Genomic DNA, 25,503 nt, shown 5'->3' on the forward strand with positions numbered 1-25,503 from the left:
TCCTTAGAATTGCTCGATGAAGCGTAAGTCGTTTGTGTAGAAGTGGCGGATGTCATCGACACCGTGTTTGAGCATCGCCATACGCTCAACACCGATTCCGAATGCGAATCCTGACACTTTTGACGAGTCATAGCCTGCCATCTCTAACACATGTGGATGTACCATCCCGCCTCCGAGAATTTCAATCCAGCCGGTTCCCTTACAGACGTTACAACCTTTTCCTCCACACTTGAAGCATGAAATATCAACTTCAACGGATGGCTCCGTGAATGGGAAGAAGCTTGGGCGAAGACGAATTTCACGTGCCTCACCGAACAATTGCTTCACGAACACTTCAAGTGTCCCTTTTAAGTCTGCCATCGAAATCGACTCATCGACGACTAACCCTTCGATTTGCATGAATTGATGCGAGTGCGTCGCGTCATCTTCATCACGACGATATACTTTTCCTGGGCAAATGATGCGAATCGGTTTCCCGTTCGCCTCTAGCATCGTCCGTGCTTGTACCGGTGACGTATGTGTACGGAGCAACGTCTCCTCGGTAATATAGAACGAGTCTTGCATATCACGTGCTGGATGATCTTTTGGCAAGTTGAGCATCTCAAAGTTGTACAAGTCCGTTTCGACTTCAGGACCTTCTGCAATCGTGTAACCAAGTCCAACGAATAAATCTTCCATCTCGTCGATGATCTGTTGCAAGAGATGACTATGCCCTGGAGCCGATGTACGTCCCGGGAGCGTCACGTCAAGCGTTTCCGCTTTTAACTTCTCTTCTAGCTCGATTGCCTTCACTTCTTCGATTCGAGCATCGAGCGTCGTTTGAATCGACGTTCGGACCGTATTCGCCAATTCACCAATGACTGGACGTTCCTCTGCGGATAACTTACCCATCCCACGAAGTACCTCGGTCATCGGACCTTTTTTCCCTAAATATTTGATGCGGACGTCATTTAATGATTTTTGTGTGGATGCCTGTTTGATTTCTTCAAGTGCTTCCATTTGTAACTGTTCTAATTGCTCTTTCATGTGTTCACTTCCTCCTCTACATAAAAAAGTCCCTTCAGTCGTTGACTGAAGGGACGAATCATCGCGGTACCACCCTACTTGGCCAATAGTTGGCCCACTTGAGAGCATCGTTATCGAGATGCCAAACCGGTGTTGTCTCCAACACGACTCCAGAGTGAATTCAGCGACAATTCCGGCTTAGGCTCTCAGTCACGGCCCATGCTCCCTGATCGGAATCGGTCATTCGCTTACTATGTTCTTTCAACGTCATATCATATTCATCGATGTGTTTAACCTATCACGTTTTTCACGTGCTGACAAGATTATTGTAAAGCGATCCGATACATTAAAATACCGGCAGCGACCGCCGCATTGAGCGATTCTGCTTCACCGAGTACTGGAATATGGACACGTGTGTCGCACAGTGCCAATACATCGGCATGTACGCCTTGTGCTTCATTTCCGATGACCAAAGCTACTTTGTCTTCAAATGCCACCTGCTCGTACGATGTCGCTTTCGAAAGAGCCGTTCCATACACATGGAAACCATCTTCTTTCAATTCAGGTAGTTTTTCAAGCAAGTCAACCGAAGTCACGTTCACGTGAAACAGGGAACCTTGAGTCGCACGAACGACTTTGGCATTGAACGGATCGACCGTCCCTTTCCCGAGGAGCACCGTATCAAATCCGGCTGCATCTGCCGTCCGAATCATCGTACCTAGGTTACCTGGGTCCTGTACCCGGTCTAACACGAGAACTTTTTTCATCTTACGCTCTACCGGTGTCATCTTCACGACAGCAAACACACCTTGTGTCTTTTCTGTCTCAGATAACAGGTCAGCGACATGATCAGATAATTCGAGCACCGGCATGTCCTCGATGCGCCACGTCTTTTTCGGTACGTACGACTCTGCCATGATGAGTTGTACGAGACGACCTGCTCGGATTGCCTCATCTACCAAATGCTCTCCCTCTACAAGGAATTGCCCGGTTTCTTGGCGTCCTTTTTTCGTCATCAATCGTTTTAATCGTTTAATCGTCTCGCTCTTCGTAGACGTAATCTTCGTCATATTATCCCTCTTTCAACCATTGGACCGTCTCGTGGTCTAAGCGTTTTGTTAATGCGACAACGAGTTCAATTGCTGCTTCGTAGTCGTCTTTATGGATGATTGACACGTTCGTGTGTAAATAACGAACAGGTACTGTCAATGCGATTGCCGGCATTCCAATCCCAGACAAATGGAATCGTCCTGCGTCCGTTCCGCCACCTGGTGTCAAATCAAGCTGATATTTGATGTCGTTGGCATCAAAGAAGATGACTTGAACGCCATCACCGAGTTTTGACAACCCTTCTGCTGGTGTCATTCCTGGCGTATCACTTGGAATTCCTGTATCGACAGCAATCGCCACATCCGGTTGAACCAAGTTAGCCGCTGTGACCGCTCCACGTAATCCAACTTCTTCTTGTACCGTCGCACCTGTATAGATGACACCTGGGAATGCTTCTTCTTTCAGACGTTTTGCAGCTTCAATGGCAATGGCACAACCGATTCGGTTGTCCCAAGCTTTCGCCATCAAGAAGTTCTCATTTTTCATGACCGTGAATTCACAATGCGGGACGACCGTATCACCCGGACGAATTCCCCATTCGGCGACTTCGTCTTTTGATGTCGCACCGATATCTAAAAACATGTCTTTGATTTCAACCGGTTTTTTACGTGCTTCAAGGGGAAGGACATGTGGTGGTTTCGCACCAATCACTCCCGGGATTTTTTCACCTGAACGTGTCACCACATCCATCCGTTGTGCCAATAAGACTTGGTTCCACCATCCACCAAGCGCTTGGAAACGTAGGAACCCACCTTCTTCCACACGCGTGACCATAAAGCCGACCTCATCCATGTGACCTGCAATCATGACTCGAGGTCCTTCTGCGTTTCCAGTCACTCGACCAAATAAACTTCCGAGACCGTCTTGTTCAAATGATTCGACATGTGGTTCAAGGTATTCACGCATTAACTGACGGACTTCCCCTTCATTTCCCGGGACGCCAGTTGCGTCTGTCAGACGTTTTAACATATGTAACGATTCATTCATACCAATTTGCTCCTTTTCCTTAATAGCCTAATTGTTGTCGCTCATGGTTCACTTCATTTTTGTTCATATACGCCATGAAAATGAGTTGTTCATTGAACCCAAGCGTATAGCCAAGTTCAAGATACGCTGCCATCAACGTCTCGTACATCGCTTCTGTTTTCGAAAGACCAAAGTTCGTCACTTTTCGATAAATATCTAAAAAAGCATCAGTCGCATCAAGATATGAGCTCCCCGCAGGAAACGCGTCTCGTTCATAACCAAGTGCAAGGCCGAGTGACAGTAAGAAATGAATGCCGTCTACATATTCTTCTAAGATCACATCTTGAGGCGACGGTCCTTTCTTCGACCAAAACTTAAAGCTACGTGTTTCGTTAGCCAGTTCACCGAGTTCGACAAGCAGCGCCAGTAACCGTTCATCGAATTGATTGCCGGATAATCCATGTTGTACTTTGATCCGCTCGTCTAATTCGCGCTGCCGATCAAACAATGTTGTCCAGTTCACCGGATGTTCCTCCTCTATCTCCACTTATAGCAGTACTAAAATCATTAAAGACCAGCCTACCGCTAAAATCAATACTTGTAATTGGAGCAGTTTTGGGGCATGAACGGTCTTTTTGCGCGTCAAATGGAGACCGAACAAGGCACCGATGGCTCCTCCTGCATAGGCGTATAGCACGTTGAAATCACCTTGGCCATGCGTATAACGTTTTGCCTGGATATAGGTATATACGTTCAAGACGATCAGCGCAAGGGCAACGATGGCGACAACTGATTGATTCATACGCTTTCCTCCTTCTCTTAATTCTAAGAAATTCTGAAGAAAAAAGAAAGCGCCGAGAGAGTGTCTCGGCGCTGTCGATTGAACGATTACGCGTTCAATTTTGATTTAGCTGTTTCAGCGAGTGACGCGAATGCCTGTGCATCTGTCACAGCAAGCTCAGCAAGCATCTTACGGTTGATGTCGATTCCTGCAAGCTTGAGGCCGTGCATCATACGGCTGTATGAGAGACCGTTTGTACGTGCTGCCGCATTGATACGTGTGATCCAAAGACGACGGAAATCACGTTTCTTCTGACGACGGTCACGGTAAGCGTACATGAGTGACTTCATGACCTGTTGTTTTGCTACTTTAAATAGAATGTGTTTCGAACCAAAGTATCCTTTGGCAAGTTTAATTTGCTTTTTACGACGTTGACGAGTCGTATAACCGCCTTTTACGCGTGGCATATGGATTCCCTCCTAATTGTTTCTGTATTACTTCGCGATCATGTTGCGAATGCGTTTGAAGTCTCCAGCTGATACGATAGCGCCTTTACGGAGCTTACGTTTCGCTTTAGTCGATTTGTTTGCGAACAAGTGACTTGTGTAAGCGTGTGAACGCTTGAGTTTACCTGATGCTGTACGTTTGAAACGTTTTGAAGCACCGCGGTGCGATTTCATTTTCGGCATGAGTATTTCCTCCCCACTGAGAATCGATGATTAATCTTCTTTGTTCGGAGCCAGCACTAAGAACATGCTGCGTCCTTCCATCTTCGGCTTTTGTTCAACTGTTGCCAAATCGGCACATTCCGCTGCCATTTTGTCCAAAACACGTTTCCCGATTTCCGAGTGTGTGATGGCACGTCCGCGGAAACGAATCGAAGCCTTCACTTTGTTTCCTTTTTCAAGGAACTTGCGTGCGTTACGCAATTTTGTTTGGAAATCGTTGTCCTCGATTGTTGGACTGAGACGTACTTCTTTCATTTGGATGACTTTTTGGTTTTTACGCGCTTCTTTCTCCTTTTTCTGGAGTTCGAAACGGTACTTCCCATAATCCATAATTTTAGCGACCGGTGGATTCGCTTTGTCCGCGACTAAGACTAAGTCTAGTTCCGCTTCTTCAGCTAAACGTAACGCATCGTTACGCGATTTCACACCGAGTTGTGCGCCGTCTGCGCCAATGAGACGTACTTCACGGGCACGAATGTTTTCGTTGATAAAGAGCTCTTTGCTAATGGTTAGCACCTCCATCGTGCGATTGCACGAGATTTAGATTGACAAGACAACATGGCAATAAAAAAAGCGTCGGCAGTTTCCCACCCACACATCAGTTGAGGTCATAAAACGGCAGACGATGCCGATTGAACCAAGAACTTGATGGACCTGCCTGATGACTCTCAGACGAGGTGAAAAGCGGGTGCTTCTGCTTTGTTGTTTTTAATCACTATGTCATCTTAGCACTAGCAGGAAAAGATGTCAAGATATCGCGCATGAATAATTGGTAGCTCACACTTTTATGATGATACCAGTCATTCTCTCGTTTCGCAATACCTTTTCAAAGGGAATAATGAATTATCAAAGGAGGGATTTACATGAACTGGCGTAAAGACGTCTCGCGCGAACATGACTATCACGATCAGGTTCAGCAGATTGTCAGTAAAACGATGCAGGCGCATGGCTTAGAAGATGAGAAGTTGCAGGCAGTACTAACGGACTTATTAGAAGAGATGAATCGTATCACATTAAAGATTGTCGATGATCACGAATCGGCTCAAAACTATATTCATAAACGATGGTACTAAAAAAGGGCAAATCAATTTGCCCTTTTTTAGTACCTTAGTTTGTGATCGACTTGAAGAAGTTACTGATTGCTTCAAACAATCTTGCGAAAAATCCTTGCACTTCCTCTTGCTCAAGGAAAGCCTGTACGTCTTGCCCTGCATCTTTTAATCCATTACTGATTGCAGACCAATCCAGATTTGCTTGTTGCATGTTCTCAAATAGTGTCGTCAATTGATCGAGTTGCCCTTCAGACAGCTGGACGTTATTTTGATTCAACACTTGAATGACGATGTCGCGAATCTCAATATTCGTCTCCGGCATTTGATTCGCGATTTCCGCTTTGATTTCATTCATGAGACCAGCCACATCCTCTTGACCGACCGTCTTGCCGATTTCAGACGTCACTGCCAACTCTTCCTGTGCAAGTTCTTTTCGTTCATCCGACAGTTCAATCCCGGTTTCGGCCGCCGTTTGATCATACGCCTTCATGATCCCTGTCAAAGCTGACGTACCCGTCACGTTAATTGGCGACGTGATATAGATGTCCGCATCCGTCACACCTGCTGTGACCAATGCGTTCGCATACATATCTTTTGTGACCCACGTCACATTTTCAGTTTGAATATCAAGCCCTGTCCCGTCCGTCAATTTGATTCGTGCGGACGAATACATGCCACCCCCACGTTGCGCCTGTGGGACAGAATTTCCTAGATATTTTTCTTCATCCGCTGCCGTCGTGATAATCGGTTCGATTCCTTCTGGCGCGTCCATCCGTTCAAGTACCCATTTTTGTTGTTCTGAAGAGAGCGACTCCCCGAGCGTCACAATCGTGTCATTGACGATTGCCTCTGCCCCGACTTTCGGAAGTGCTCCTGTAAATGCGACTGCTCCAATAGTAAGTGCCAATACTGGCTTCATATAATTCATGAATCATCACTCCTTATTGTTTACGATACGTGGAGACGACAAAATACACATCCGTCTTTAGACCGAAAAAAGCCACCTTTCTCGATGGAAAGGTGGCTCCTCACTTAGCGTGAACGGTTCGCAATCTCTTCTGTGAGGGATGCGATGAATTCGTCAAGTGATGCTGATACTTGTTCTTGTTGACCGTAACGGCGAATGTTGACCGCGCGCTCATCACGTTCCTTGTCCCCAAGTACGAGCGTCATCGGAATCTTCTTCATTTGCGCTTCACGAATCTTATAGCCAAGTTTCTCGTCACGGAGGTCCGTTTCGACGCGGACACCACGCTTGACGAGTTCCGCTTTGACTTCAGCGACATACTCATCATGGACATGTGATACCGGAATCAATTTCACTTGTACCGGTGCGAGCCATGTTGGGAATGCGCCTTTGTATTCTTCAATCAAATACGCCACAAACCGCTCCATCGTCGAAACGACACCACGGTGCAAGACGATTGGACGATGGTCTTTTCCGTCCGGCCCAGTGTACGTTAAATCGAAACGTTCTGGAAGTAAGAAGTCAAGCTGAACAGTCGAGAGCGTTTCTTCTTTCCCGAGCGCCGTGCGTACTTGCACGTCGAGTTTCGGTCCGTAGAATGCCGCTTCTCCTTCTGCTTCAAAGTATGGAAGTTCGAGCTCGTCCATCGTTTCTTTCAACTGGTTCTGTGCCATTTCCCAAATTGCATCATTATCGAAGTACTTCTCTTTATCGGCAGGATCGCGATACGAGAGACGGAAACGATAATCTTTGATGCCAAAGTCAGCATACACTTCTTGAATCAAGTGAACGATGTCTTTGAACTCTTGTTTCATCTGTTCAGGTGTCACGAACGTATGCCCGTCGTTCAAGACCATGTAGCGGACACGTTGAAGTCCTGTGAGCGCGCCTGACATCTCGTAGCGGTGCATCCCACCAAGCTCAGCGATTCGGAGTGGAAGCTCACGGTATGAGCGTGGCTCATGTTTGTAGATTGTCATATGGTGCGGACAGTTCATCGGACGAAGGACGAGTTCCTCATTGTCCATCTCCATTTTCGGGAACATGTCATCTTGATAGTGGTCCCAGTGTCCAGATGTCTTGTACAAGTCGACCGACCCAAGCACCGGTGTATAGACGTGTTGGTATCCGAGTTCGAGCTCTTTATCGACGATATAGCGTTCGACCGTACGACGAATCGATGCACCTTTTGGCAGCCACATCGGAAGTCCTTGACCGACTTCTTGTGAGACAAAGAAGAGGTCGAGTTCTTTTCCGAGTTTACGATGATCGCGTTCTTTCGCTTCTTCAAGAAGTCGCAAGTGCTCAGCGAGTTGTTCTTTCGTCGCCCAAGCCGTCCCGTAAATACGCTGTAACATCTTGTTATCTGAGTCGCCACGCCAGTATGCTCCAGCCACGCTCATCAATTTAAAGATTTTCAACTTCGAAGTCGATGGGACGTGCGGTCCGCGGCAAAGGTCGAAGAATTCACCTTGATGATAGATTGTAAGTGTCTGATCGGCAGGAATGTCTTCAATCAACTCGATTTTGAGTGGGTCTCCCAACTCTTTATAACGAGCGAGCGCTTCGTCACGTGAAACGACTTCACGAGTGATTTCTAAGTTTTCATCGACGATACGTTTCATCATCTTCTCAATCTCAGGCAGGTCTTCCTCATTGATTCGGCGGTCCATTTCGATGTCGTAATAGAATCCGTTCTCGATTGTCGGTCCAATCCCGAGATAGATGTTGTTCTCTTCTCCATACAGACGCTTGATCGCTTGTGCCATCAAGTGCGCTGACGAGTGACGCATCAGGTCGAGGCCGTCCTCTGAATCTGGCATGACGAGCTCGATTTTGCCGTCCTGTTCAATCGGACGACGGTAGTCGATAAGTTCTCCGTCTAGTTTTGCTGCGATTGCTTTTTTGCGAAGTCCCGGGCTGATTGAGCCTGCGACGTCTTCTGCCGTGACGCCGGCATCAAATTCTTTTACCGCGCCATCTGGAAATGTCAATTGAATCATGTACATCTGTCCCCTCTCAAAAAATGAATATAAAAAAAGCCCATCCCTCAAAAAGGGACGAGCTTTGATTCTCGTGGTACCACCCTCGTTCCCAAGCATCACGCTTGGCTCGAACACACGATAACGAGTGTGAATCGCCGCACGATTGACCCGTACGGTGCTCTGAGGGAGTAAATGCATCGTCGTCGTTAGGAAGCTTCCACCGCCCTTCCCTCGCTAAAACTCGTCTCGATGATTCATATCCTCTTCTATGCATCACTTATATGGTTATTAGTATAGTCAACTCATCCGAGAAAAACAATCCTTTACCGACGGCGATTTTCACCCTTCAGTTCGATTTGTGTCGTCGTCGTTGAAATTCGTTGCATGAGACGCTGCGCTTTCATTTTATTTTGCGCGGACCCATCGATTGAAAAGTGAGTCTCGAGCTCTTCTCCGCTAAAGTTCGAACTATATAGCGTCGGCAATCGATGCATCATCCGATATTGGAGAATGATGCCGAACAGTTCGTCGCGCACCCACGGGCTGATTGCCTCAGCACCAATGTCATCAATCAACAAGACAGGCACATGTTGAAACGAAGTTAAAAATGAATCAAACGATTCGGTGCGAATTTTGCGTTTTGCCTCCGATACGAATCCAGGGGCATGAACTAAAATCGTCTCGATATCCGCCACTTTCAATTCATTGGCAATGGCGGCGAGCAAATACGTTTTCCCGACACCGAAACTCCCGTGTAAATAGAGTCCGTTTACTTTTTGTTTGGACTTCATCCCCGTTACGAAACGCATCGCTTCCCGAAGTGCAATCTTGCGTGCATCGTCCGCCCAATCAAATGACTCAAAGCTCGCCTCACGGACTTCTTCCGGTAAGAACAAGCTCTTAAACTTACGGTCCATCTCTTTTTGGCGTCTAGCTTGTCGATGAGCGACCGTCTCTTCATAGCGAATGGCGATCTGTCCGAGATCGACATAGAGCACCGGTTGATGACCCGGGATGACGGCTTGTTCTTCGATGAACGTCTTCCCATCCATCTGCTCGGCATACTCACTCAGCTTTGTGAACCCAATTTCAATCGCTTTCTCTTCTAACTCAGGATGAGCGTTCAAAAAGGCGATTACTCCTGGATGATTGAGCGTTCGTCTGCGAATCGACTCATACGCTTCGCGGACTTCTTTTCGATTCATCAACTGCGATAACGACTGGTTGATTCGTTCCATCCCCTCACCCCTTCGAACGGAAGACTCCAATTCTTTCTTTCTCGCCTGATCATACGATCGCTGTTGTTTCGCTTCATCTTCGAGCCATTTCGGCATCTCGCCTTGTTGGGGTTTCCGACGCGAACCGACAGTCGTCCGCTGTACATTTTCACGTTTTTGTTGCTTCTTCTCAATGAGCGCATCTTGTGACGCTTCTTGCTCCAACGCTTCTTTCGCGTTCGTATAACCTGCCGTCTTCCAACTCGTTGCGATACGAAGGACGTAATTCTCGTTCAGACGAGTCTGTTTCTTCACTTCAATACAATAATAGAAGAGTGCGTTAATCACGCCCGGTGCGAGCCCGAGCGTATCGACGAGTTCGATAACCAACTGTTCATCACTTTTCGACAGCTGAGGCGTCTTCCGAAGTGTCGATACGTATTGATGGGGGTGGGCCGCTTCCATTACCGCTGGATCATGTAAGTCTCCCAGCTTGGTCTCTTCGAGCTCCACCGTCTTCTCTTTTCGATGCCGTGTCTGCTTTTTCTTCAACTGTAATACCATCTGACGGCATCCGTCCCGCTTCTCCTGCTCACTGAGCGGAAGATAGGCTTCGTGAACGAAATATTCTTTCAACATCTCCGCCATCGTCTCTTCGTCGAGTTGAGAGACATAGGCCAGTTTTGTGATGGTTTCGTCTAATTTCTTTGTGAAAAACCCGACTGGGAAATTCGTCAGTTTCTTCACAATGTCCATATCGAACGAATAGTTGATTTCAATCTTCGCACGATCTGGTTTTTCGTAGTTCTTTTGCGTGAACGCTCGATGATTGACACCTTTGACATCAAACACTTCATTAAAGTCTTTCGTCACCTCGACGATTCCCGCTGGCAAAGGGTCAATTGTGAAACGCCCCTGAAGTTGTTTAAAGCGCACTTCCCCTACTTTATAGAAGAGAAAGCTCGATAACAGTCCATCGTTTAAAAACGTATGCGGCGCGAGCGGCACACGCAACTGATAGACGTATTGCGTCAACCGAGCATCTTTCGTTTTGTACGTCCGTACCAATCCGATGGCTTCGAGGCGAAATAGATTATCCGTCAATTCATTGATGGAGTACTCCAACATCTCACACAAGGCACTATGAGACATATAGTTCGATTTCATTTTGCCTGGCTTCAATTCACTCCACAGCGTCTGATACAGCGCGAGCGCTTTGACACCGATGACAGGCTGATATAAGTGGTAAAGGGACTGATACGATTCGCGGTCAACAAGACCTGTACTCATAATGAGCAGTTCGTCCGTCCCAAAGATTGTACGTTCTTTCTCCATAGCTCTCTCCCCTGAAAAAGGGCGACCAGCAGGCCGCCCTTTAGTTGGTCGAATTTTCTTGCTTCATTAAATCTTCAAGTTCTTTAAAGAACACAGTGATATCTTTGAATTGGCGATAAACCGATGCAAAGCGGACGTATGCGACTTCATCGACACGTGCGAGTTCATTCATCACCAACTCACCAACCTGCTCACTCGGTATTTCCGATTGTGCGAGGGCGCGAAGTTGTTGTTCGACTTTTGTCACGACCCCTTCAAGCTGTTCAAGCGTGACTGGTCGTTTTTCACACGCACGAATGATTCCACGAAGCACTTTTTCGCGACTGAATTCTTCACGGTTTCCATCTTTCTTCACAATGATGAGGGGTGTCTGTTCCACCGTCTCAAACGTTGTGAACCGATACCCACATTTTTCACATTCACGACGACGTCGAATCGAATAATGGTCTTGCACCGGTCGGGAATCGAGCACTCTCGTTCCATTGTGATCACATTTCGGACAACGCATGCTCAAGCCTCCTTATCGTTCGACAGATTTATTTCCGATAGCACGAAGCGGGAATTGTTGTGTGAGCGCCTCGTAATAGTGAGTAACGATTTGTGCGAGGTCTGTACCGAGTCGCTGTTCGCGGTTCAATGTAAAATCGACTGCTGTACGACCTCCGTCTACTTGCACGATCGTAATGAGTCCGTCCCATCCTTCACCAATGAACGAGAGTTCGCCACGGTTCGAGTCGATGCGACGGACCGTCTGACCATTTGACTGAATCTGACTTTCTAACCATTGTAAGATTGCGTTCGGAGATGCCGCATAGTAACGTGTCCGAAGCGATTCATTTTTATGTGTATCTTTCGTTTCAATATGTGTTTGTAACTTATCTAACAGTCCCATAATCCACCTCAACGCCTGAGTTATATACGTTAAGCATATCAAAATTAAGGCAACAACAAAACAATTAAAAGGGCTGACCGTCAAACGGCCAGCCTCTAAAGGTTCTTCAGAATTATTTAGTTAGTGCAACTTGTGCTTCCGGAACACGAATTGGTCCCATTCCACGTTCAAGTTTCACATCTTCACGTACTTTCGCATCCAATCCTTCGGCGATGTATTGCGATGCCGTAGCTGGATCGATTCGATCTCCACATGTGAACACGTCAACCGACGCGTAGCCATGCTCTGGGAAACTGTGAATCGTTAAGTGCGATTCTGAAATGATGACGACTCCACTCACACCGTGTGGCGCGAATTTGTGGAAAGCGACTTCGCGGACTTCAGCGCCCGAACGAAGAGCAGCATCGACGAACAAACGCTCGATGTAGTCGATATCATTTAATTTGTCGGGATTGCACTCCCAAAGTTCTGTAATAATGTGACGTCCCATAGTATCCATATTAGTGGATCCCCCTTTACATCAATGGTCTCAAAGTAGTTGATGATCACTCACTTTGTGCCTGAATCGCCCACAACCACGGGGGCAAGTTAGTCCTAAGAGGTCCTAACCCTTTAAGTTGCGTTTGTCAGACCAATTGAAGTTCACGAAACTGAGTGTAACGTGTTTGGGACGTCGTTACAAGAGATTTGTTTAAAAAAATCAAAAATATTTTTTAGACCGTAATATTTTTTTAGGCGTGTGTTTCTTGTTGCCCGATTTGAAGGTAACTCGCCACCATGTCTAACAAGTCGACGACACGGCACGAATAACCCCATTCATTATCGTACCATGCGAGTACTTTTACATGATTTCCGCCAAGTACCATCGTCGAATCCATATCGATAATCGACGAACGGTCGTCTCCATTGAAGTCAATCGATACGAGCGGTTCATGGGAGACACCTAACACGCCCGTCATCTCTCCAAACGCCGCACGTTCAAACGCTTCATTCACTTCATCAACCGTTACGTCACGATGAAGTTCAACAACTAAGTCGACGAGTGATACGTTCGGTGTCGGGACGCGGAGTGCCATTCCGTTTAATTTTCCTTGAAGCTCTGGCATGACAAGCCCGATCGCTTTAGCCGCTCCTGTTGAAGTCGGAATAATTGAACTGCCACAAGCACGCGCCCGGCGTAAGTCCTTATGCGGGTTATCAATGTTATTTTGGTCGTTCGTGTACGCATGAACAGTTGTCACTAAACCAGTTTCAATACCGAATGTCGAGTGTAACACCTTCACGACCGGTCCTAGACAGTTTGTCGTACACGATGCATTTGAAATGATGTGGTCTTCTTCCGGGCGATAGTCTCGATCGTTGACCCCCATCACAATCGTGCGTAAATCCCCTTTCCCTGGCGCAGTTAAAATCACTTTTTTTGCGCCTGCATCTAGATGAAGTTTCGCCCCGATATCCGAGTTAAACTTCCCTGTCGCCTCGACCACGATGTCGATGCCAAGGTCTGCCCACGGTAAACGTGATGGATCACGTTCTGAAATGAGTTCGATTCGCTTTCCATCGACTTCAAGCGCATCCCCTTGCGCTCGAACCGTCAATCCGAATGGACCGTGAATGGAATCATGTTTGATGAGATGTGCGAGCGTTTCCGCTGGATAACTCGCATTGATTGCCACGACTTCATGACGTCCCTCAAGCATCAATTTTCGGAATACCATTCTCCCGATTCGACCGAATCCGTTAATCGCAACTTTTGTCCCCATGCTAAATCCCCCTTTTTCTACATTACGGTTTCATTATAACGGATAGCTGTAAGCGTTTTCACTATGATTCGTCACATTTTTTTCATTTTTCTTTGTTTATTTTTTGAAAATGAGGGAAATTTCTTGTCGTGAAGCACAACAGAAAGGAGGCGTCACCATGTTTGATTGGGGAGATATCGATAAGTTCTTCATTTCGTTTTTCATCATCTTACCGATTGTGACGTTGATTCATGAGTTCGGACACTTCTTTTTCGCAAAGTTGTTTGGAGGCTCGCTCGACATGCAAATCGGCACAGGAAAAAAACTATTTAAAGTAGGACGTCTTCAAGTGAACCGCGTCTATTTTTATGATGCGTGGTGCCAGTTTACAGATTTAAAATGGAGCAACAAGGTCACCCGCACGCTTGTATATGGCGGTGGAGCCATTTTTAATCTGGCGAGTATCTTAATTGTCAATGCGTTTATTTTGAGACGAGAGATTGAACCGACGTTGTATACGTATCAGTTCGCCTACTTTTCGTTTTACTATATTTTCTTTTCACTGTATCCCATCTATTATTCGAACGGTCACCCAAGTGATGGACGTGCCATTTATGATACGTGGAAGAAAGGATCACCCGAATCCGATCCATTAAACTAACCAAACGAAAAGAAGGCGAATCATCATTCGCCTTCTTTTTCAATCGTCTTAAATTGTTCGACCAAACGGTCAATTTGCGGTGGTAAGTCACCGAGTGAACCGTTGTTATTGACGAGAAAATCGGCCTGATGCTTTTTCTCTTCAATCGGGATTTGAGAATGAATGCGAGCGAGTGCCTCTTCTTTCGTCAATCCATTCCGCTCCATGAGACGCATAAGTTGAATCTCTTCGCGACAATAGACGACGACAGAATAATCGACGAGGTCGAGCATTGTCCCCTCAAATAGGAGAGGAATATCAAAAATAACGACAGACTCGCCGGATGCTTCATAATCACGCATCTGTTCCTTCATCTCTTCACGAATCGCTGGATGCATCAGTTGATTGAGGTGTTGTCGTTTCGTCTCATCATGAAAGATTTCACGCCCTAGCGCGGGACGGTTTAAGACATCGCCGTCAAAACATTTTGGAAATGCCGCTTTTACACCCTCAATCGCCTTCCCTCCAGGTTCGACGACCGTCCTCGCAATCAAATCGGCATCGATGATCGGAATCCCCTTTTTCCGAAATAGTCGAGACACCGTGGACTTCCCGGTTGCAATCCCACCCGTCAATCCAATTTTCAACATAACGCCCACTCCTTAACGTTGTTGACAGCGTGGACAATAATGCGTGCCACGACCGCCTAGTTTCATCTTTTCAATTTCTTGTCCGCAACGGCGACATGGTTCACCGGCTTGTCCGTATACATAAAGTCGTTCTTGGAACGTTCCCGCGGCTCCGTCTGGATTCGTATAACTCCGAATCGTACTTCCTCCACGTTTAATGGCTTCATTTAGCACGGCTACCGCTTCAATGCGTACACGCTCCACTTCTTCGTGCGTCAAACTAGCAGCTGGTCGTGTCGGGTGCACACCGGCACGAAACAAAGTTTCATCTACATAGATATTCCCTAATCCGACGAAGATGGACTGATCGAGAAGCGCCGTCTTGATAGCGCGCGTCTTCATCCGCTCTAGACGTTTATGCAACGCATCAGTTGTCACACGCTCATCAAACGGTTCGTATGCAAGTAGTGACAGTGGTGGTGTCGTATGAACCGCCTCATTCGTCCGCAACTCCATCGTTCCAAACTTCCGCACATCATTATAATGTAGGGTCGATTGGTCCGTGAAGTTGATGACGACATGCGTATGTTTAGCCGGTGCTGTGATTGTCTCATAAGGGAAGAACTTCCCTTCCATTCGGAGATGAGAGACGAGATATCCGTTCGTTAATTTGAATAAAATAAATTTCCCTCGACGTTCCACATCTGTAATGGTCTCTCCAATCAAATGGTGTACCCATTCTTCTGGCTCGAGTCCCCGAATGATTTTAGGGTCGAGCACATCGACAGACTGAATCGTCTTTCCGGAAACGGCAGATCGTAATCTGCGACAAACCGTTTCGACTTCTGGTAATTCTGGCATACTGATTTCCTTTCTATCTTCTTATTTCGTATCGAACCACGTCGTTCCAACGGCTCCATCCGCACGTAATGGAACGTCGAGTGTCACCGTATGCTCCATCGCTTCCGTCACTAATTTTTCTAATGCTTCCATTTCTTCAGCCGGACCTTCAAAAATCAATTCATCATGTACTTGTAACAACAACTTGGATTGAAGTTGCGATGATTGAAGAGCGTAATCGACGTCAATCATCGCTTTTTTGATGATGTCGGCTGCCGTTCCTTGAATCGGTGTGTTGATTGCCGTACGTTCAGCGAATCCACGCAAGTTAAAATTACGAGAGTGAATGTCTGGGATGTTCCGTCGTCGTTTTAACATCGTCTCGACGAACCCATGCTCACGAGCTCGTTCAATCGCAGCATCCATGAACGTCTTCACTCCCGGAAACTGTTCAAAGTACGTATCGATAAACGTTTGTGCTTCTTTTCGTGTGATACCTAGGTTTTGTGAGAGCCCATAATCACTGATTCCATATATGATTCCGAAGTTGACGGCTTTCGCCTGACGACGCATGAGTGAAGTGACTTCCTCATTTGCGACTTTGAACACGTTTGCCGCCGTCGATGTATGGATATCCTCATCATGCAAGAAGGCCGCCATCATTTTCTCATCTTGTGACATATGCGCCATGATCCGAAGTTCGATCTGTGAATAGTCGACCGCATAGAGCACCCAGTCCGGTTCGCTTGCGGTAAATGCCTTACGGATACGACGTCCCTCCTCTAATCGGATCGGGATGTTTTGTAAGTTCGGATTGACCGATGAGAGTCGTCCCGTTTGCGTTAACGTCTGCGTGTACCGGGTGTGAATCTTGCCATCTTCCTTCACGACTTTCTGCAATCCTTCTACATAGGTCGACTGTAATTTCCCGAGTTCACGATAATGCATGATCTTCTCGATGATCGGATGAAGCGGTGCCAACTTCTCAAGGACATCCGCCGCAGTCGAGTAACCCGTCTTTGTCTTTTTCACAGGGGGAAGCGCTAATTTCTCAAACAGGACGACCCCTAGCTGTTTCGGCGAGTTGATGTTGAACGGTTCGCCGGCCAATTCATGAATCGTTACTTCAAGTGCAGAGAGGCGCTCACGAAGATCTGTCTCCATGTGTTGAAGTGTTTCAACGTTTACATGGATGCCTGCCCATTCCATCTCGGCTAACACCGAGACGAGCGGTTTTTCAAGTGCCTCATATAATTCCGTCTGTTCGTTATCTTTCAGCTCTGAAGCGACACGTTCGAACAACGTCAAAATCGCATGTGCTTTCTCCGCGAGATGAGAGTGGAAAACTTCCTCATCTGGAACCTTCACTTTTGCTCCTTTCCCATATACTGATTCATCCTCTTCAAGAGGGTATGCGAAATGAGAAGCAATCGAGCTGAGTGACGTTCCACCAGATAAATTCAACAAGTATCCGGCAACGAGTAAATCTTCATAACCGCGAAGGGATAGGTGATGTCGCTTCAACTGAATGATTGTCTGTTTAGCATCGAGACAAATCGTCGTCTTCGATTCGTCTTCAATCCATTCCTTGACTCGCGCATCTTGTAACAGTGTCACATCGCCGACGGTCACGCCACGATCTGATGCGATTGCAACCCCAACGATGTCTTCTTCGAAGTAGTCATCGTGTAGTTGCTCAAGAATCAGGACCGCTCGAGACAAATCTTGTTCAGAAAGGTCGATGGTCGGTCTGACTTCTTTTTCGACCGTTTCTTCTGTAGAGCTGTCCGCTAATTTACCGATCAACGACTTGAATTGAAGTTCCATGAACAGGGGCTTCACAACAGAAGCATCATAAGGTTTAAAGACGAGATCATCAACGGTCACATTAAGTGGCACGTCTGTATAAATCGTCGCCAACTGTTTTGACATCTTCGCCTCTCGCTCGTTGGCTTCCACTTTTTCTTTCTGTTTCCCCTTTAGTTCATCCGTATGTTCGTAAAGGGACTCGACGGTTCCGTATGTTGAAATCAACTTGAGCGCCGTCTTTTCCCCGACACCCGGGATACCTGGAATGTTATCCGATTTATCCCCCATCAACCCTTTTAGGTCAATCATCTGAATCGGTTGTAGTCCCTCATAACGTTCCTGGAACGCCGTTTGGTCCATTGTCTCGACATCTGTGATGCCTCGCTTCGTCAAGTAGACGGTCACGCGATCATCGATCAGTTGGAGTAAATCTTTATCTCCCGTCACAATCGTCACTTGATCGTATGATGTATCCTTGGAGAGCGTGCCGATGATATCATCCGCCTCATATTGATCAAGTTCTAAGACAGCGATACCAAACGCACGACAGACGTCTCGCACGAGCGGGAACTGTTCGCGTAATTCCCCAGGAGTCTTTTGACGCCCTCCTTTATAGTCAGCAAACGTATCGTGACGGAACGTCTTCTTCGACGCATCAAACGCAACAGCAAAGTGCGTCGGTTGCTCATCTTCCATTAATTTCAACAACATCATCGTAAAGCCGTACACCGCGTTCGTATTTCGACCTGACGCGTCCGACATCGGAGGCAGTGCAAAAAACGCACGATATGTTAAGGAGTTCCCATCTAGGACTAGTAGTTTATTCATTCAATCGACCTCCATTCTTCTCTTCATTCATCATACCATACGGGTACATGCGTTCGAAAAAAAAGACCCTTTTCTACGAATAGAAAAGGGCCAAATTCTCGACCGTGTGGAGATGAGCACCGATCGAGTCACGAGATGATGAAGAGGTCTCATTCATAGAATAGCAAGGTTTTGTAAAGCAAATATGAATGGAATGGCAAGGTTTTGTAAAATGATTAATCACACGTGAGGTAAAGGAATTCAAACTGTTGGGAACGTGATAGTGAACGTCGTCCCTTTGCCTTCGACGCTATCGACATCGATTGTCGCATGATGGAGATCGATGATGTGTTTCACGATAGCAAGACCAAGACCCGTGCCACCTGAGTTTCGGCTTCTTGCTTTGTCAACACGATAGAAGCGCTCAAAGATTCGACTGACTTCTTTTTCAGCAATCCCGATTCCATTGTCCTTGACGCGTAACTTGTACGCATCCTCATTCGCCTCGACAGAAATTTCGACACGACTTCCTTCCGGAGAATAGTTGATGGCGTTCGCGACGAGGTTCATGATGACTTGCTTCATCCGATTCAAATCGGCCTGTAAGACGGCCGTCCCATGATGCTTCGCCTCTAGATGAATCGACTTTTTGTCCGCTTTCTGACTGAGCAAGAGACATACCTCATCGACGAGCTGGTTCAAGTCGACGGATACCAGTTCCATCTGGAAATCATCACGTTCTAATCTCGACAGCTCAAGCAAATCTTCAACAAGCATCTGCATCCGCGTCGCCTCTTTTTGAATGATGTCTAAGAACTGGTCGCGGAGTTCAGGCACTTCTTTAGCCCCGTCAAGTAATGTCTCACTAAATCCACGAATCGAGGTGAGCGGGGTCTTGAGTTCATGACTGACGTTCGCGACAAAATCTTTCCGCATCTTCTCGAGTCGCTTCAACTCCGTGATATCGTTGAATAAAAGCGTGGTACCACGAAGCATTCCCGTATCACTGAAAATCGGTGCGGCAGACACCATATACGTCTTCTGATTGAAGCCAGTTCGAATCGACAGCTGACGACGATGAACTTCTTCCGTCAAATACACGTCTTCGATCAGAGTCTCAACATCAGGACTCGGTAACATCCCGTGATAAAATTGTCCAATCGACAAATCATCGTATTGGAACATCTCGCGATACGAACGGTTGACTAATGTGACGATGCCTCGCTCGTCCACGAGAAGGAGCCCTGCCCCCATATATTCGATGAGTGATTCGAGTCGTGCCCGCTGAACCGATTCTCCGAGTGAAATCGACTCCAAATTTCGGGCGAGGACGTTGATTGATCCAGCGAGACTTCCGGTTTCCTCGTCATTTCGCAGTTCGTAAACGCGAGCCCGATAATTACCATCGGCGAGTTCCCGTAAGACGATGGTCGCCTCATCGATTGGTCGTATGAATTGGTTCGTCAGATGCTGAAGGACGAATAGGATGATGAAAAATGAAAAGAAGAGCGCGAGCGCAATCGTTAACCAAATTCGATCATACACGCCTTCAAGGTCTGACACGTAACGGATGAACGTTAAATAGACCGTCTCTCCTGTCGCAAGTTCAATCGGTTTTGTGAACTGGATCAACTCATCTTCGTCTGCTTCACCAAACGTTCCGTCTTCGGGCACCAGACTCGGGTCAATCTTATAATCGATTGACCCGACACGAAACGGCGTCCCGGCGATGACTTCATTCCTGCTATTGAGTAGCAAAATGTCAAAGCTACTCCCGTCATCGATTTGACCGACATATCCTCGAATTTCGTCTAACTCTCCTCCTTCAAGGTACAAAGCGGCGAGCTGAGCATCCTCTTTCAAGCGGTCACGTTCAGAATCCAAATAGAAATCTTTAAACAGTTGGCCGAGCACGATGCCAAGCGTCAAAAGTACACCCGTGACGAGAAGGATGAGCGTCGTCATGAATCTAGAGCGATACGTCTTCATTCCGAAGTCGGCTCCTCCATTTTATAACCGAGACCACGAATCGTTTTAATATATGTCGGCTTCTTCGTGACCGGTTCGATTTTTTCACGGAGATGACTGATATGGACATCGACGATTCGCGTGTCACCGACGAAATCGTAATTCCAAATAGCAGATAATAATTGGTCTCGTGTCAGCACACGTCCTTTATTTTTAGCTAAATATGCTAACAGTTCAAATTCTTTCGGAGTCAATTCGAGACGTTCACCTTGTTTGAATACTTCGTAGTTCGAAGCGACAATTTTTACGTCACCGATTTGAATGACGTCCTCCTCTACCGTGGTTTCTTGTGGCGCCGAGCGTCTTAGAATCGCTTTGACACGTGCCACGACTTCGCGAGGACTGAATGGTTTCGTCAAATAGTCATCTGCACCGAGCTCGAGTCCGAGAACTTTATCAAACTCATCATCTTTCGCCGTGAGCATCAAAATCGGTGTGTTGACTTTTTGTTGACGGAGTCGCTTACACACTTCAAGTCCGTCCATTTCCGGAAGCATTAAATCGAGCACGATTAAGACGGCATCTTTCTTTTCAGCCAGTTCCAATCCTGTCTTTCCATCATGTGCGGTTTCTACCTCGAAACCAGCTTGTTCTAAGTTGAATTTTAATAACGTCGCAATCGATACTTCGTCGTCGACAACAATTACTTTATCAGCCACACTACTTCCTCCTCTTAATCCATCAAATGTCACTCTCTATTTTACAAATCAAAGCTTGAAACGACCAACCTCAAAGCAAATCTTTACAAAAACAAAACAAATCCACTTTTAGTGTAGCATGCCCCACATGATGGAAACCGCAAAAAAGTGCTTCCCGCAAGAATGCAGGAAGCACTTTCTACTTATAGGACGCCTAATACGGAGCGGACCGAGTCGGCAGAACGTGAAAGTGCTGCTTTCTCCTCATCCGTCAAGTCGAGCTCGAGTACTTGCTCGATGCCATGTTTCCCAAGAATCGTCGGGACGCCAAGATACAAATCGCTAAATCCGTATTCGCCTTCTAGATAAGCAATAGCAGGTAAGATTCGACGCTGATCTTTTAAAATCGCCTCGACCATCTCTACGATTGCGGCAGCTGGCGCATAATACGCTGATCCATCACCTAACAGTTGGACGATTTCACCGCCACCTTTTCGTGTCCGCTCGACAATTTGCTCGATTCGCTCATGTGGTATGAGTTTTTCAAGCGGGATGCCACCTGCGTATGAATAACGCACGAGAGGCACCATATCGTCGCCATGTCCACCAAGAACGAATCCAGATACATCTTTGACGGAAACGTTTAACTCTTGTGCGACAAACGTCCGGAAACGAGCCGTATCCAGTACACCAGATTGCCCGATGACGCGTTCTTTCGGGAAACCCGACTCTTTGAACGCCGCATAAGTCATCGCATCTACCGGGTTCGTCAAGACAATCAAAATCGCTTCCGGCGAATAGCGAGCGATTTCTTTTACGACGGAACGCATCACGTTCGCGTTCGTCGCAACGAGATCATCTCGACTCATTCCAGGCTTACGCGCGATGCCCGCCGTGATGACGACGATATCCGAATCAGCCGTATCTGCGTAATCTGATGTTCCGGTAATCCAAGCGTCAAACCCTTGAATTGGTGCTGTTTCTTGCATGTCGAGCGCTTTCCCTTTCGTCGGTCCAACTTTTTCTTCCATATCGAGTAGAACGACATCCCCTAGCTCACGTTGAGCCAGATACAGTGCAGTGGTTGCACCGGTGAAGCCACTTCCAATTACAGAAATTTTGTTACGACGAATCATGAGCTCTCCCCCTCAATTGGCGACTTATTCGTTTGAATTACATGTTTTTGATCAATTCATCCGCAAATTCAGAACACTTCACTTCTGTCGCGCCGTCCATGAGACGTGCGAAGTCATATGTGACAACTTTCGAAGCGATTGTTTTCTCCATTGAGTTGATGATGAGGTCAGCCGCTTCGTTCCAGTTCATGTGGCGGAGCATCATCTCACCAGAAAGGATGACTGAAGATGGGTTTACTTTATCAAGACCTGCGTATTTCGGAGCTGTACCGTGTGTCGCTTCGAAAATTGCATGTCCTGTGATGTAGTTGATGTTCGCACCAGGTGCAATCCCGATTCCACCTACTTGTGCAGCAAGTGCGTCTGAGATGTAGTCTCCGTTCAAGTTCATCGTCGCGACGACATCGAACTCACGTGGGCGTGTCAAGATTTGCTGGAGGAAGATATCAGCGATCGAATCTTTAACGATGATTTTCCCTTCAGCTTCTGCTTTCGACTGAGCTTCGTTCGCAGCTGCTTCGCCAGACTCTTCTTTGATGCGGTCATACTGTGCCCATGTGAACACTTTGTCACCGTATTCAGCTTCAGCGAGTGCATAACCCCAGTTTTTGAATGCGCCTTCTGTGAACTTCATGATGTTCCCTTTGTGTACGAGCGTGACCGATTTGCGGTCGTTCGCAATCGCATATTCGATTGCAGCACGGACGAGACGCTCTGTCCCTTCAGAAGAAACAGGCTTGATACCGATCCCTGATGTCTCTGGGAAACGGATCTTGTTCACGTTCATTTCATCTTGCAAGAATTTGATGAGTTTTTTCACTTCGTCGCTTCCTGACGCGTACTCGATCCCTGCGTAGATATCTTCTGTATTTTCACGGAAGATGACCATGTCTGTATCTTCAGGACGTTTTACTGGTGAAGGAACACCTGTGAAGTAACGAACTGGACGAAGGCATGTGTATAAGTCGAGCTCTTGACGAAGCGCAACGTTCAATGAACGAATTCCACCACCGACCGGTGTCGTAAGTGGTCCTTTGATTGCAATCAAGTACTCGCGAATTTGATCGAGTGTTTCTGTCGGGAGCCACTCACCTTTTTCGTTATAAGCTTTCTCCCCAGCGTATACTTCCATCCATTCGATTTTCTTGTCGCCGCCGTATGCTTTTTCAACTGCAGCATCGAATACACGAACAGCCGCGTTCCAAATATCAGGACCTGTTCCGTCACCGATAATGAATGGTACTGTCGGAACGTTTGGTACGTTCAATACACCGTTTTCAACTGTAATTTTTTGTCCTTGTGTCAACATAATGAATCCCCCTAAGTACATTACTGTAGGTCGACGCGTACGCCGACCTACGTCACTTGTTAGTTTACCAAACTTTTGTCTAAAATGTGTCTCGAATTAACGTTCGTTCACAGGAACATATTTACGGCTTGTTTCACCGACATATTCCGCACGTGGACGAATCAAACGGTTATCCGCATATTGCTCGAGAATGTGCGCAATCCAACCTGACATCCGTGATACGGCGAAGATTGGTGTGAATAAGTCTTCTTCAAGACCGAGCGCATAGTATGTTGATGCCGAGTAGAAGTCGACGTTTGGTTTCAATCCTTTTTCTGTTTCGACGAGATGATCAATCTTCTCAGACATCTCATACCATTTCGGCTCGCCGATTTGGGCAGTCAACTGGCGGCTCATTTCTTTCAAGTGCTTCGCACGTGGGTCGCCGTCTTTATAGACACGGTGACCGAAGCCCATAATTTTTTCTTTGCGTTCGAATTTACCACGTACATATTCTTCAACGCGGTCGACCGAGTCGATTTCATGAAGCATTTTCATAACCGCTTCGTTTGCACCACCATGAAGCGGTCCTTTGAGTGCTCCCATTGCCGCCGTCACACCAGAATACATATCAGAAAGCGTCGCCACACAGACACGGGCCGTGAACGTTGAAGCGTTCAATTCATGGTCTGCATGAAGGATAAGTGCTTTGTCGATTGTCTTCTCCGCGACTTCGCTTGGTTCTTCTCCATTCAACATGTATAAGAAGTTCGCTGCATAGGAGAGACCTTCCTTCGGAGCGACAGGTTGTTCGCCTTTACGTAGACGCGCGAATGCCGTCACGATTGTAGCCACTTGAGCTTGGAGACGAATCGCTTTACGCATGTTTGCCTCGTCACTCATGTCTTCAGATTCTTCATCATATAGAGCAAGTTGTGAGAGCGCCGTACGAATCGTCGCCATTGCATTGGCTGATTTCGGTGCACGAGCTAACGTATCAATCACTTCTTCTGGCAACGTCGCTTCTTTCACGAGTGCCTCTGAGAGCGCTGTCAATTCCTCTGCATTTGGTAAGCGATCATTCCACAGTAAGAATACAACTTCTTCAAATGTGGCGTTGTCCGCTAAATCATCAATGGTGTATCCTCCATAAGTCAATTGTCCGTCAATAATTGAGCTGACTTTTGAGGCTGCTGCCACAATACCTTCTAACCCTTTTGTCGTTGACATTCATAACTCCCCCTCAGTCTTGTTTGAAAGTAGTCGACCGTAAAAACAGTCTGTGTATAGGGAATAAGGATACGGGACGGGCTTCTCCCCTGCATTCACCCAGTCTCCGTTTACCCTGTCCTTTATATAGTATAAACAATTTATTGCAAAAAAGAAATGTAAGCGGCTTCAGTTGTCAGAAAATATCAAAACCATTTTTCAATGACTTGGTATCCACCTAAAATCAAGGCTGCAATTCCAGCTCCTACGAGTGGTCCTACAGGGATGCCTTTCATGAACCCGACCGCTAAAATCGTGCCTGCGAGAAGCGCCGTCGTGACGACCGGGTCGACGCGCATCAATTGCACGCCTTGTCCAGCAGCGATTGCCACGAACATCCCTGAAGCAAATGCCACAATCCCGACAGGTCCTTTAATACTATTCCACAATTCTTTAAAACCGATATCCCCTGTCGCGATGGGAACAAGGACAGCAATTGTAATAATCGTCACACCCCAGCTGATTCCTTTCGATGCGAGTGTAGGAAATAACTGATCACCAAACCCGATTGCTTTAATAATGAGCAAGACGCTACTTGCGATAATAACTGACTGATTGTTTGAAATGACACCGATTAAGACGAGCATCAATAAAAATAGATATGCACTCATACGTATTCCTTTCTTCGAACGGAAAAAG

General features: G+C 46.8%; 26 protein-coding genes. 2 read left to right on the plus strand and 24 right to left on the minus strand.

Going from position 1 to position 25,503, the window contains the following annotated elements; genetic code table 11:
- Window positions 1-3 precede the first annotated feature (3 nt).
- The 8 genes from pheS to infC form a co-directional block, all read right to left on the minus strand.
- Window positions 4-1,026 (minus strand): phenylalanine--tRNA ligase subunit alpha, encoded by a 1,023-nt coding sequence (gene pheS / locus ON063_RS01055; protein ID WP_224861524.1) that lies wholly within the window; start codon window positions 1,024-1,026, stop codon window positions 4-6.
- A gap of 302 nt (window positions 1,027-1,328) precedes the next feature.
- Window positions 1,329-2,075 (minus strand): TrmH family RNA methyltransferase, encoded by a 747-nt coding sequence (locus tag ON063_RS01060; protein ID WP_074033405.1) that lies wholly within the window; start codon window positions 2,073-2,075, stop codon window positions 1,329-1,331.
- Window position 2,076: 1 nt separating this feature from the next.
- Entirely contained in the window at window positions 2,077-3,102 is a 1,026-nt protein-coding gene (locus ON063_RS01065) for a M42 family metallopeptidase (RefSeq protein ID WP_274663949.1), read from the minus strand.
- 19 nt (window positions 3,103-3,121) lie between these two features.
- Complete coding sequence (locus ON063_RS01070; protein WP_274663950.1) at window positions 3,122-3,604, minus strand: dUTP diphosphatase; 483 nt, start codon at window positions 3,602-3,604, stop codon at window positions 3,122-3,124.
- A gap of 24 nt (window positions 3,605-3,628) precedes the next feature.
- Entirely contained in the window at window positions 3,629-3,883 is a 255-nt protein-coding gene (locus ON063_RS01075; protein WP_214693206.1) for a hypothetical protein, read from the minus strand.
- An 86-nt stretch (window positions 3,884-3,969) separates the two neighbouring features.
- Entirely contained in the window at window positions 3,970-4,329 is a 360-nt protein-coding gene (gene rplT, locus ON063_RS01080) for a 50S ribosomal protein L20 (RefSeq protein ID WP_012726696.1), read from the minus strand.
- A 27-nt stretch (window positions 4,330-4,356) separates the two neighbouring features.
- Complete coding sequence (gene rpmI, locus ON063_RS01085; protein WP_012726697.1) at window positions 4,357-4,551, minus strand: 50S ribosomal protein L35; 195 nt, start codon at window positions 4,549-4,551, stop codon at window positions 4,357-4,359.
- A 30-nt stretch (window positions 4,552-4,581) separates the two neighbouring features.
- A complete protein-coding gene (gene infC, locus ON063_RS01090) occupies window positions 4,582-5,112 on the minus strand; it encodes a translation initiation factor IF-3 (protein ID WP_074033409.1) in 531 nt (176 codons plus the stop codon).
- Between the two features lie 341 nt (window positions 5,113-5,453).
- Between infC and ON063_RS01095 the strand changes: the two genes are divergently transcribed.
- Window positions 5,454-5,663, plus strand: coding sequence for a hypothetical protein (locus ON063_RS01095; protein ID WP_012726699.1), 210 nt, complete (start codon window positions 5,454-5,456; stop codon window positions 5,661-5,663).
- Between the two features lie 34 nt (window positions 5,664-5,697).
- On the opposite strand, the gene ON063_RS01100 is transcribed toward ON063_RS01095, so the two are convergent.
- The 7 genes from ON063_RS01100 to ON063_RS01130 all read right to left on the minus strand — a co-directional run bounded on the left by ON063_RS01100 (window position 5,698) and on the right by ON063_RS01130 (window position 13,801).
- The gene (locus tag ON063_RS01100) at window positions 5,698-6,570 is read right to left on the minus strand and encodes a DUF1002 domain-containing protein (protein ID WP_274663951.1); all 873 of its coding nucleotides are present in this window, start codon (window positions 6,568-6,570) and stop codon (window positions 5,698-5,700) included.
- A 104-nt stretch (window positions 6,571-6,674) separates the two neighbouring features.
- Window positions 6,675-8,618, minus strand: a complete 1,944-nt coding sequence (thrS, locus tag ON063_RS01105; protein WP_274663952.1) for a threonine--tRNA ligase — start codon at window positions 8,616-8,618, stop codon at window positions 6,675-6,677.
- 299 nt (window positions 8,619-8,917) lie between these two features.
- Window positions 8,918-11,146, minus strand: a complete 2,229-nt coding sequence (dnaI, locus tag ON063_RS01110) for a primosomal protein DnaI (RefSeq protein WP_274663953.1) — start codon at window positions 11,144-11,146, stop codon at window positions 8,918-8,920.
- Between the two features lie 40 nt (window positions 11,147-11,186).
- Window positions 11,187-11,654, minus strand: a complete 468-nt coding sequence (gene nrdR / locus ON063_RS01115) for a transcriptional regulator NrdR (RefSeq protein WP_012726705.1) — start codon at window positions 11,652-11,654, stop codon at window positions 11,187-11,189.
- A gap of 12 nt (window positions 11,655-11,666) precedes the next feature.
- A complete protein-coding gene (locus tag ON063_RS01120; protein ID WP_274663954.1) occupies window positions 11,667-12,038 on the minus strand; it encodes a hypothetical protein in 372 nt (123 codons plus the stop codon).
- A 112-nt stretch (window positions 12,039-12,150) separates the two neighbouring features.
- The gene (gene speD, locus ON063_RS01125) at window positions 12,151-12,537 is read right to left on the minus strand and encodes an adenosylmethionine decarboxylase (RefSeq protein ID WP_026825618.1); all 387 of its coding nucleotides are present in this window, start codon (window positions 12,535-12,537) and stop codon (window positions 12,151-12,153) included.
- A gap of 232 nt (window positions 12,538-12,769) precedes the next feature.
- Window positions 12,770-13,801, minus strand: a complete 1,032-nt coding sequence (locus ON063_RS01130) for a glyceraldehyde-3-phosphate dehydrogenase (protein WP_214760153.1) — start codon at window positions 13,799-13,801, stop codon at window positions 12,770-12,772.
- A gap of 157 nt (window positions 13,802-13,958) precedes the next feature.
- Between ON063_RS01130 and ON063_RS01135 the strand changes: the two genes are divergently transcribed.
- Window positions 13,959-14,441, plus strand: coding sequence for a site-2 protease family protein (locus tag ON063_RS01135; RefSeq protein ID WP_214782214.1), 483 nt, complete (start codon window positions 13,959-13,961; stop codon window positions 14,439-14,441).
- A 23-nt stretch (window positions 14,442-14,464) separates the two neighbouring features.
- Here ON063_RS01135 and coaE read toward each other — a convergent pair whose 3' ends face one another.
- The 9 genes from coaE to ON063_RS01180 form a co-directional block, all read right to left on the minus strand.
- Window positions 14,465-15,070, minus strand: coding sequence for a dephospho-CoA kinase (coaE, locus tag ON063_RS01140; protein WP_214693225.1), 606 nt, complete (start codon window positions 15,068-15,070; stop codon window positions 14,465-14,467).
- 12 nt (window positions 15,071-15,082) lie between these two features.
- Entirely contained in the window at window positions 15,083-15,910 is an 828-nt protein-coding gene (mutM, locus tag ON063_RS01145; protein WP_274663955.1) for a DNA-formamidopyrimidine glycosylase, read from the minus strand.
- Between the two features lie 21 nt (window positions 15,911-15,931).
- Window positions 15,932-18,526: a DNA polymerase I gene (gene polA / locus ON063_RS01150; RefSeq protein ID WP_274663956.1), complete on the minus strand. Its 2,595-nt coding sequence runs from the start codon at window positions 18,524-18,526 to the stop codon at window positions 15,932-15,934.
- Between the two features lie 240 nt (window positions 18,527-18,766).
- Complete coding sequence (gene pnpS / locus ON063_RS01155; RefSeq protein ID WP_274663957.1) at window positions 18,767-20,494, minus strand: two-component system histidine kinase PnpS; 1,728 nt, start codon at window positions 20,492-20,494, stop codon at window positions 18,767-18,769.
- Window positions 20,491-21,192, minus strand: a complete 702-nt coding sequence (locus ON063_RS01160) for a response regulator transcription factor (protein ID WP_271304550.1) — start codon at window positions 21,190-21,192, stop codon at window positions 20,491-20,493. The genes pnpS and ON063_RS01160 overlap by 4 nt, the downstream gene beginning before the upstream one ends.
- 182 nt (window positions 21,193-21,374) lie before the next feature.
- Window positions 21,375-22,307, minus strand: a complete 933-nt coding sequence (gene mdh, locus ON063_RS01165) for a malate dehydrogenase (RefSeq protein ID WP_224861534.1) — start codon at window positions 22,305-22,307, stop codon at window positions 21,375-21,377.
- Between the two features lie 37 nt (window positions 22,308-22,344).
- Window positions 22,345-23,613 (minus strand): NADP-dependent isocitrate dehydrogenase, encoded by a 1,269-nt coding sequence (icd, locus tag ON063_RS01170; RefSeq protein ID WP_083600123.1) that lies wholly within the window; start codon window positions 23,611-23,613, stop codon window positions 22,345-22,347.
- 99 nt (window positions 23,614-23,712) lie between these two features.
- Window positions 23,713-24,825 (minus strand): citrate synthase, encoded by a 1,113-nt coding sequence (gene citZ, locus ON063_RS01175; protein ID WP_214693233.1) that lies wholly within the window; start codon window positions 24,823-24,825, stop codon window positions 23,713-23,715.
- Window positions 24,826-25,010: 185 nt separating this feature from the next.
- Complete coding sequence (locus tag ON063_RS01180) at window positions 25,011-25,475, minus strand: DUF441 domain-containing protein (RefSeq protein ID WP_012726718.1); 465 nt, start codon at window positions 25,473-25,475, stop codon at window positions 25,011-25,013.
- Window positions 25,476-25,503 lie beyond the last annotated feature (28 nt).

Origin of the sequence: Exiguobacterium sp. B2(2022) (assembly GCF_028823655.1) — a bacterium.
Classification (GTDB): Bacteria; Bacillota; Bacilli; order Exiguobacteriales; family Exiguobacteriaceae; genus Exiguobacterium; species Exiguobacterium aestuarii_A.

Bases quoted from the DNA above. Each gene is read 5' to 3' on its own strand.
- speD (WP_026825618.1), bottom strand. From the start codon at position 12,537: ATGGATACTATGGGACGTCACATTATTACAGAACTTTGGGAGTGCAAT.
- dnaI (WP_274663953.1), bottom strand. From the start codon at position 11,146: ATGGAGAAAGAACGTACAATCTTTGGGACGGACGAACTGCTCATTATG.
- infC (WP_074033409.1), bottom strand. From the start codon at position 5,112: ATGGAGGTGCTAACCATTAGCAAAGAGCTCTTTATCAACGAAAACATT.
- pnpS (WP_274663957.1), bottom strand. From the start codon at position 20,494: ATGAAGACGTATCGCTCTAGATTCATGACGACGCTCATCCTTCTCGTC.
- coaE (WP_214693225.1), bottom strand. From the start codon at position 15,070: ATGTTGAAAATTGGATTGACGGGTGGGATTGCAACCGGGAAGTCCACG.
- rpmI (WP_012726697.1), bottom strand. From the start codon at position 4,551: ATGCCGAAAATGAAATCGCACCGCGGTGCTTCAAAACGTTTCAAACGT.
- polA (WP_274663956.1), bottom strand. From the start codon at position 18,526: ATGAATAAACTACTAGTCCTAGATGGGAACTCCTTAACATATCGTGCG.
- ON063_RS01120 (WP_274663954.1), bottom strand. From the start codon at position 12,038: ATGGGACTGTTAGATAAGTTACAAACACATATTGAAACGAAAGATACA.
- ON063_RS01075 (WP_214693206.1), bottom strand. From the start codon at position 3,883: ATGAATCAATCAGTTGTCGCCATCGTTGCCCTTGCGCTGATCGTCTTG.
- ON063_RS01130 (WP_214760153.1), bottom strand. From the start codon at position 13,801: ATGGGGACAAAAGTTGCGATTAACGGATTCGGTCGAATCGGGAGAATG.
- thrS (WP_274663952.1), bottom strand. From the start codon at position 8,618: ATGTACATGATTCAATTGACATTTCCAGATGGCGCGGTAAAAGAATTT.
- mdh (WP_224861534.1), bottom strand. From the start codon at position 22,307: ATGATTCGTCGTAACAAAATTTCTGTAATTGGAAGTGGCTTCACCGGT.
- nrdR (WP_012726705.1), bottom strand. From the start codon at position 11,654: ATGCGTTGTCCGAAATGTGATCACAATGGAACGAGAGTGCTCGATTCC.
- ON063_RS01180 (WP_012726718.1), bottom strand. From the start codon at position 25,475: ATGAGTGCATATCTATTTTTATTGATGCTCGTCTTAATCGGTGTCATT.
- ON063_RS01065 (WP_274663949.1), bottom strand. From the start codon at position 3,102: ATGAATGAATCGTTACATATGTTAAAACGTCTGACAGACGCAACTGGC.
- ON063_RS01060 (WP_074033405.1), bottom strand. From the start codon at position 2,075: ATGACGAAGATTACGTCTACGAAGAGCGAGACGATTAAACGATTAAAA.
- ON063_RS01135 (WP_214782214.1), top strand. From the start codon at position 13,959: ATGTTTGATTGGGGAGATATCGATAAGTTCTTCATTTCGTTTTTCATC.
- pheS (WP_224861524.1), bottom strand. From the start codon at position 1,026: ATGAAAGAGCAATTAGAACAGTTACAAATGGAAGCACTTGAAGAAATC.
- ON063_RS01100 (WP_274663951.1), bottom strand. From the start codon at position 6,570: ATGAATTATATGAAGCCAGTATTGGCACTTACTATTGGAGCAGTCGCA.
- citZ (WP_214693233.1), bottom strand. From the start codon at position 24,825: ATGTCAACGACAAAAGGGTTAGAAGGTATTGTGGCAGCAGCCTCAAAA.
- mutM (WP_274663955.1), bottom strand. From the start codon at position 15,910: ATGCCAGAATTACCAGAAGTCGAAACGGTTTGTCGCAGATTACGATCT.
- rplT (WP_012726696.1), bottom strand. From the start codon at position 4,329: ATGCCACGCGTAAAAGGCGGTTATACGACTCGTCAACGTCGTAAAAAG.
- ON063_RS01095 (WP_012726699.1), top strand. From the start codon at position 5,454: ATGAACTGGCGTAAAGACGTCTCGCGCGAACATGACTATCACGATCAG.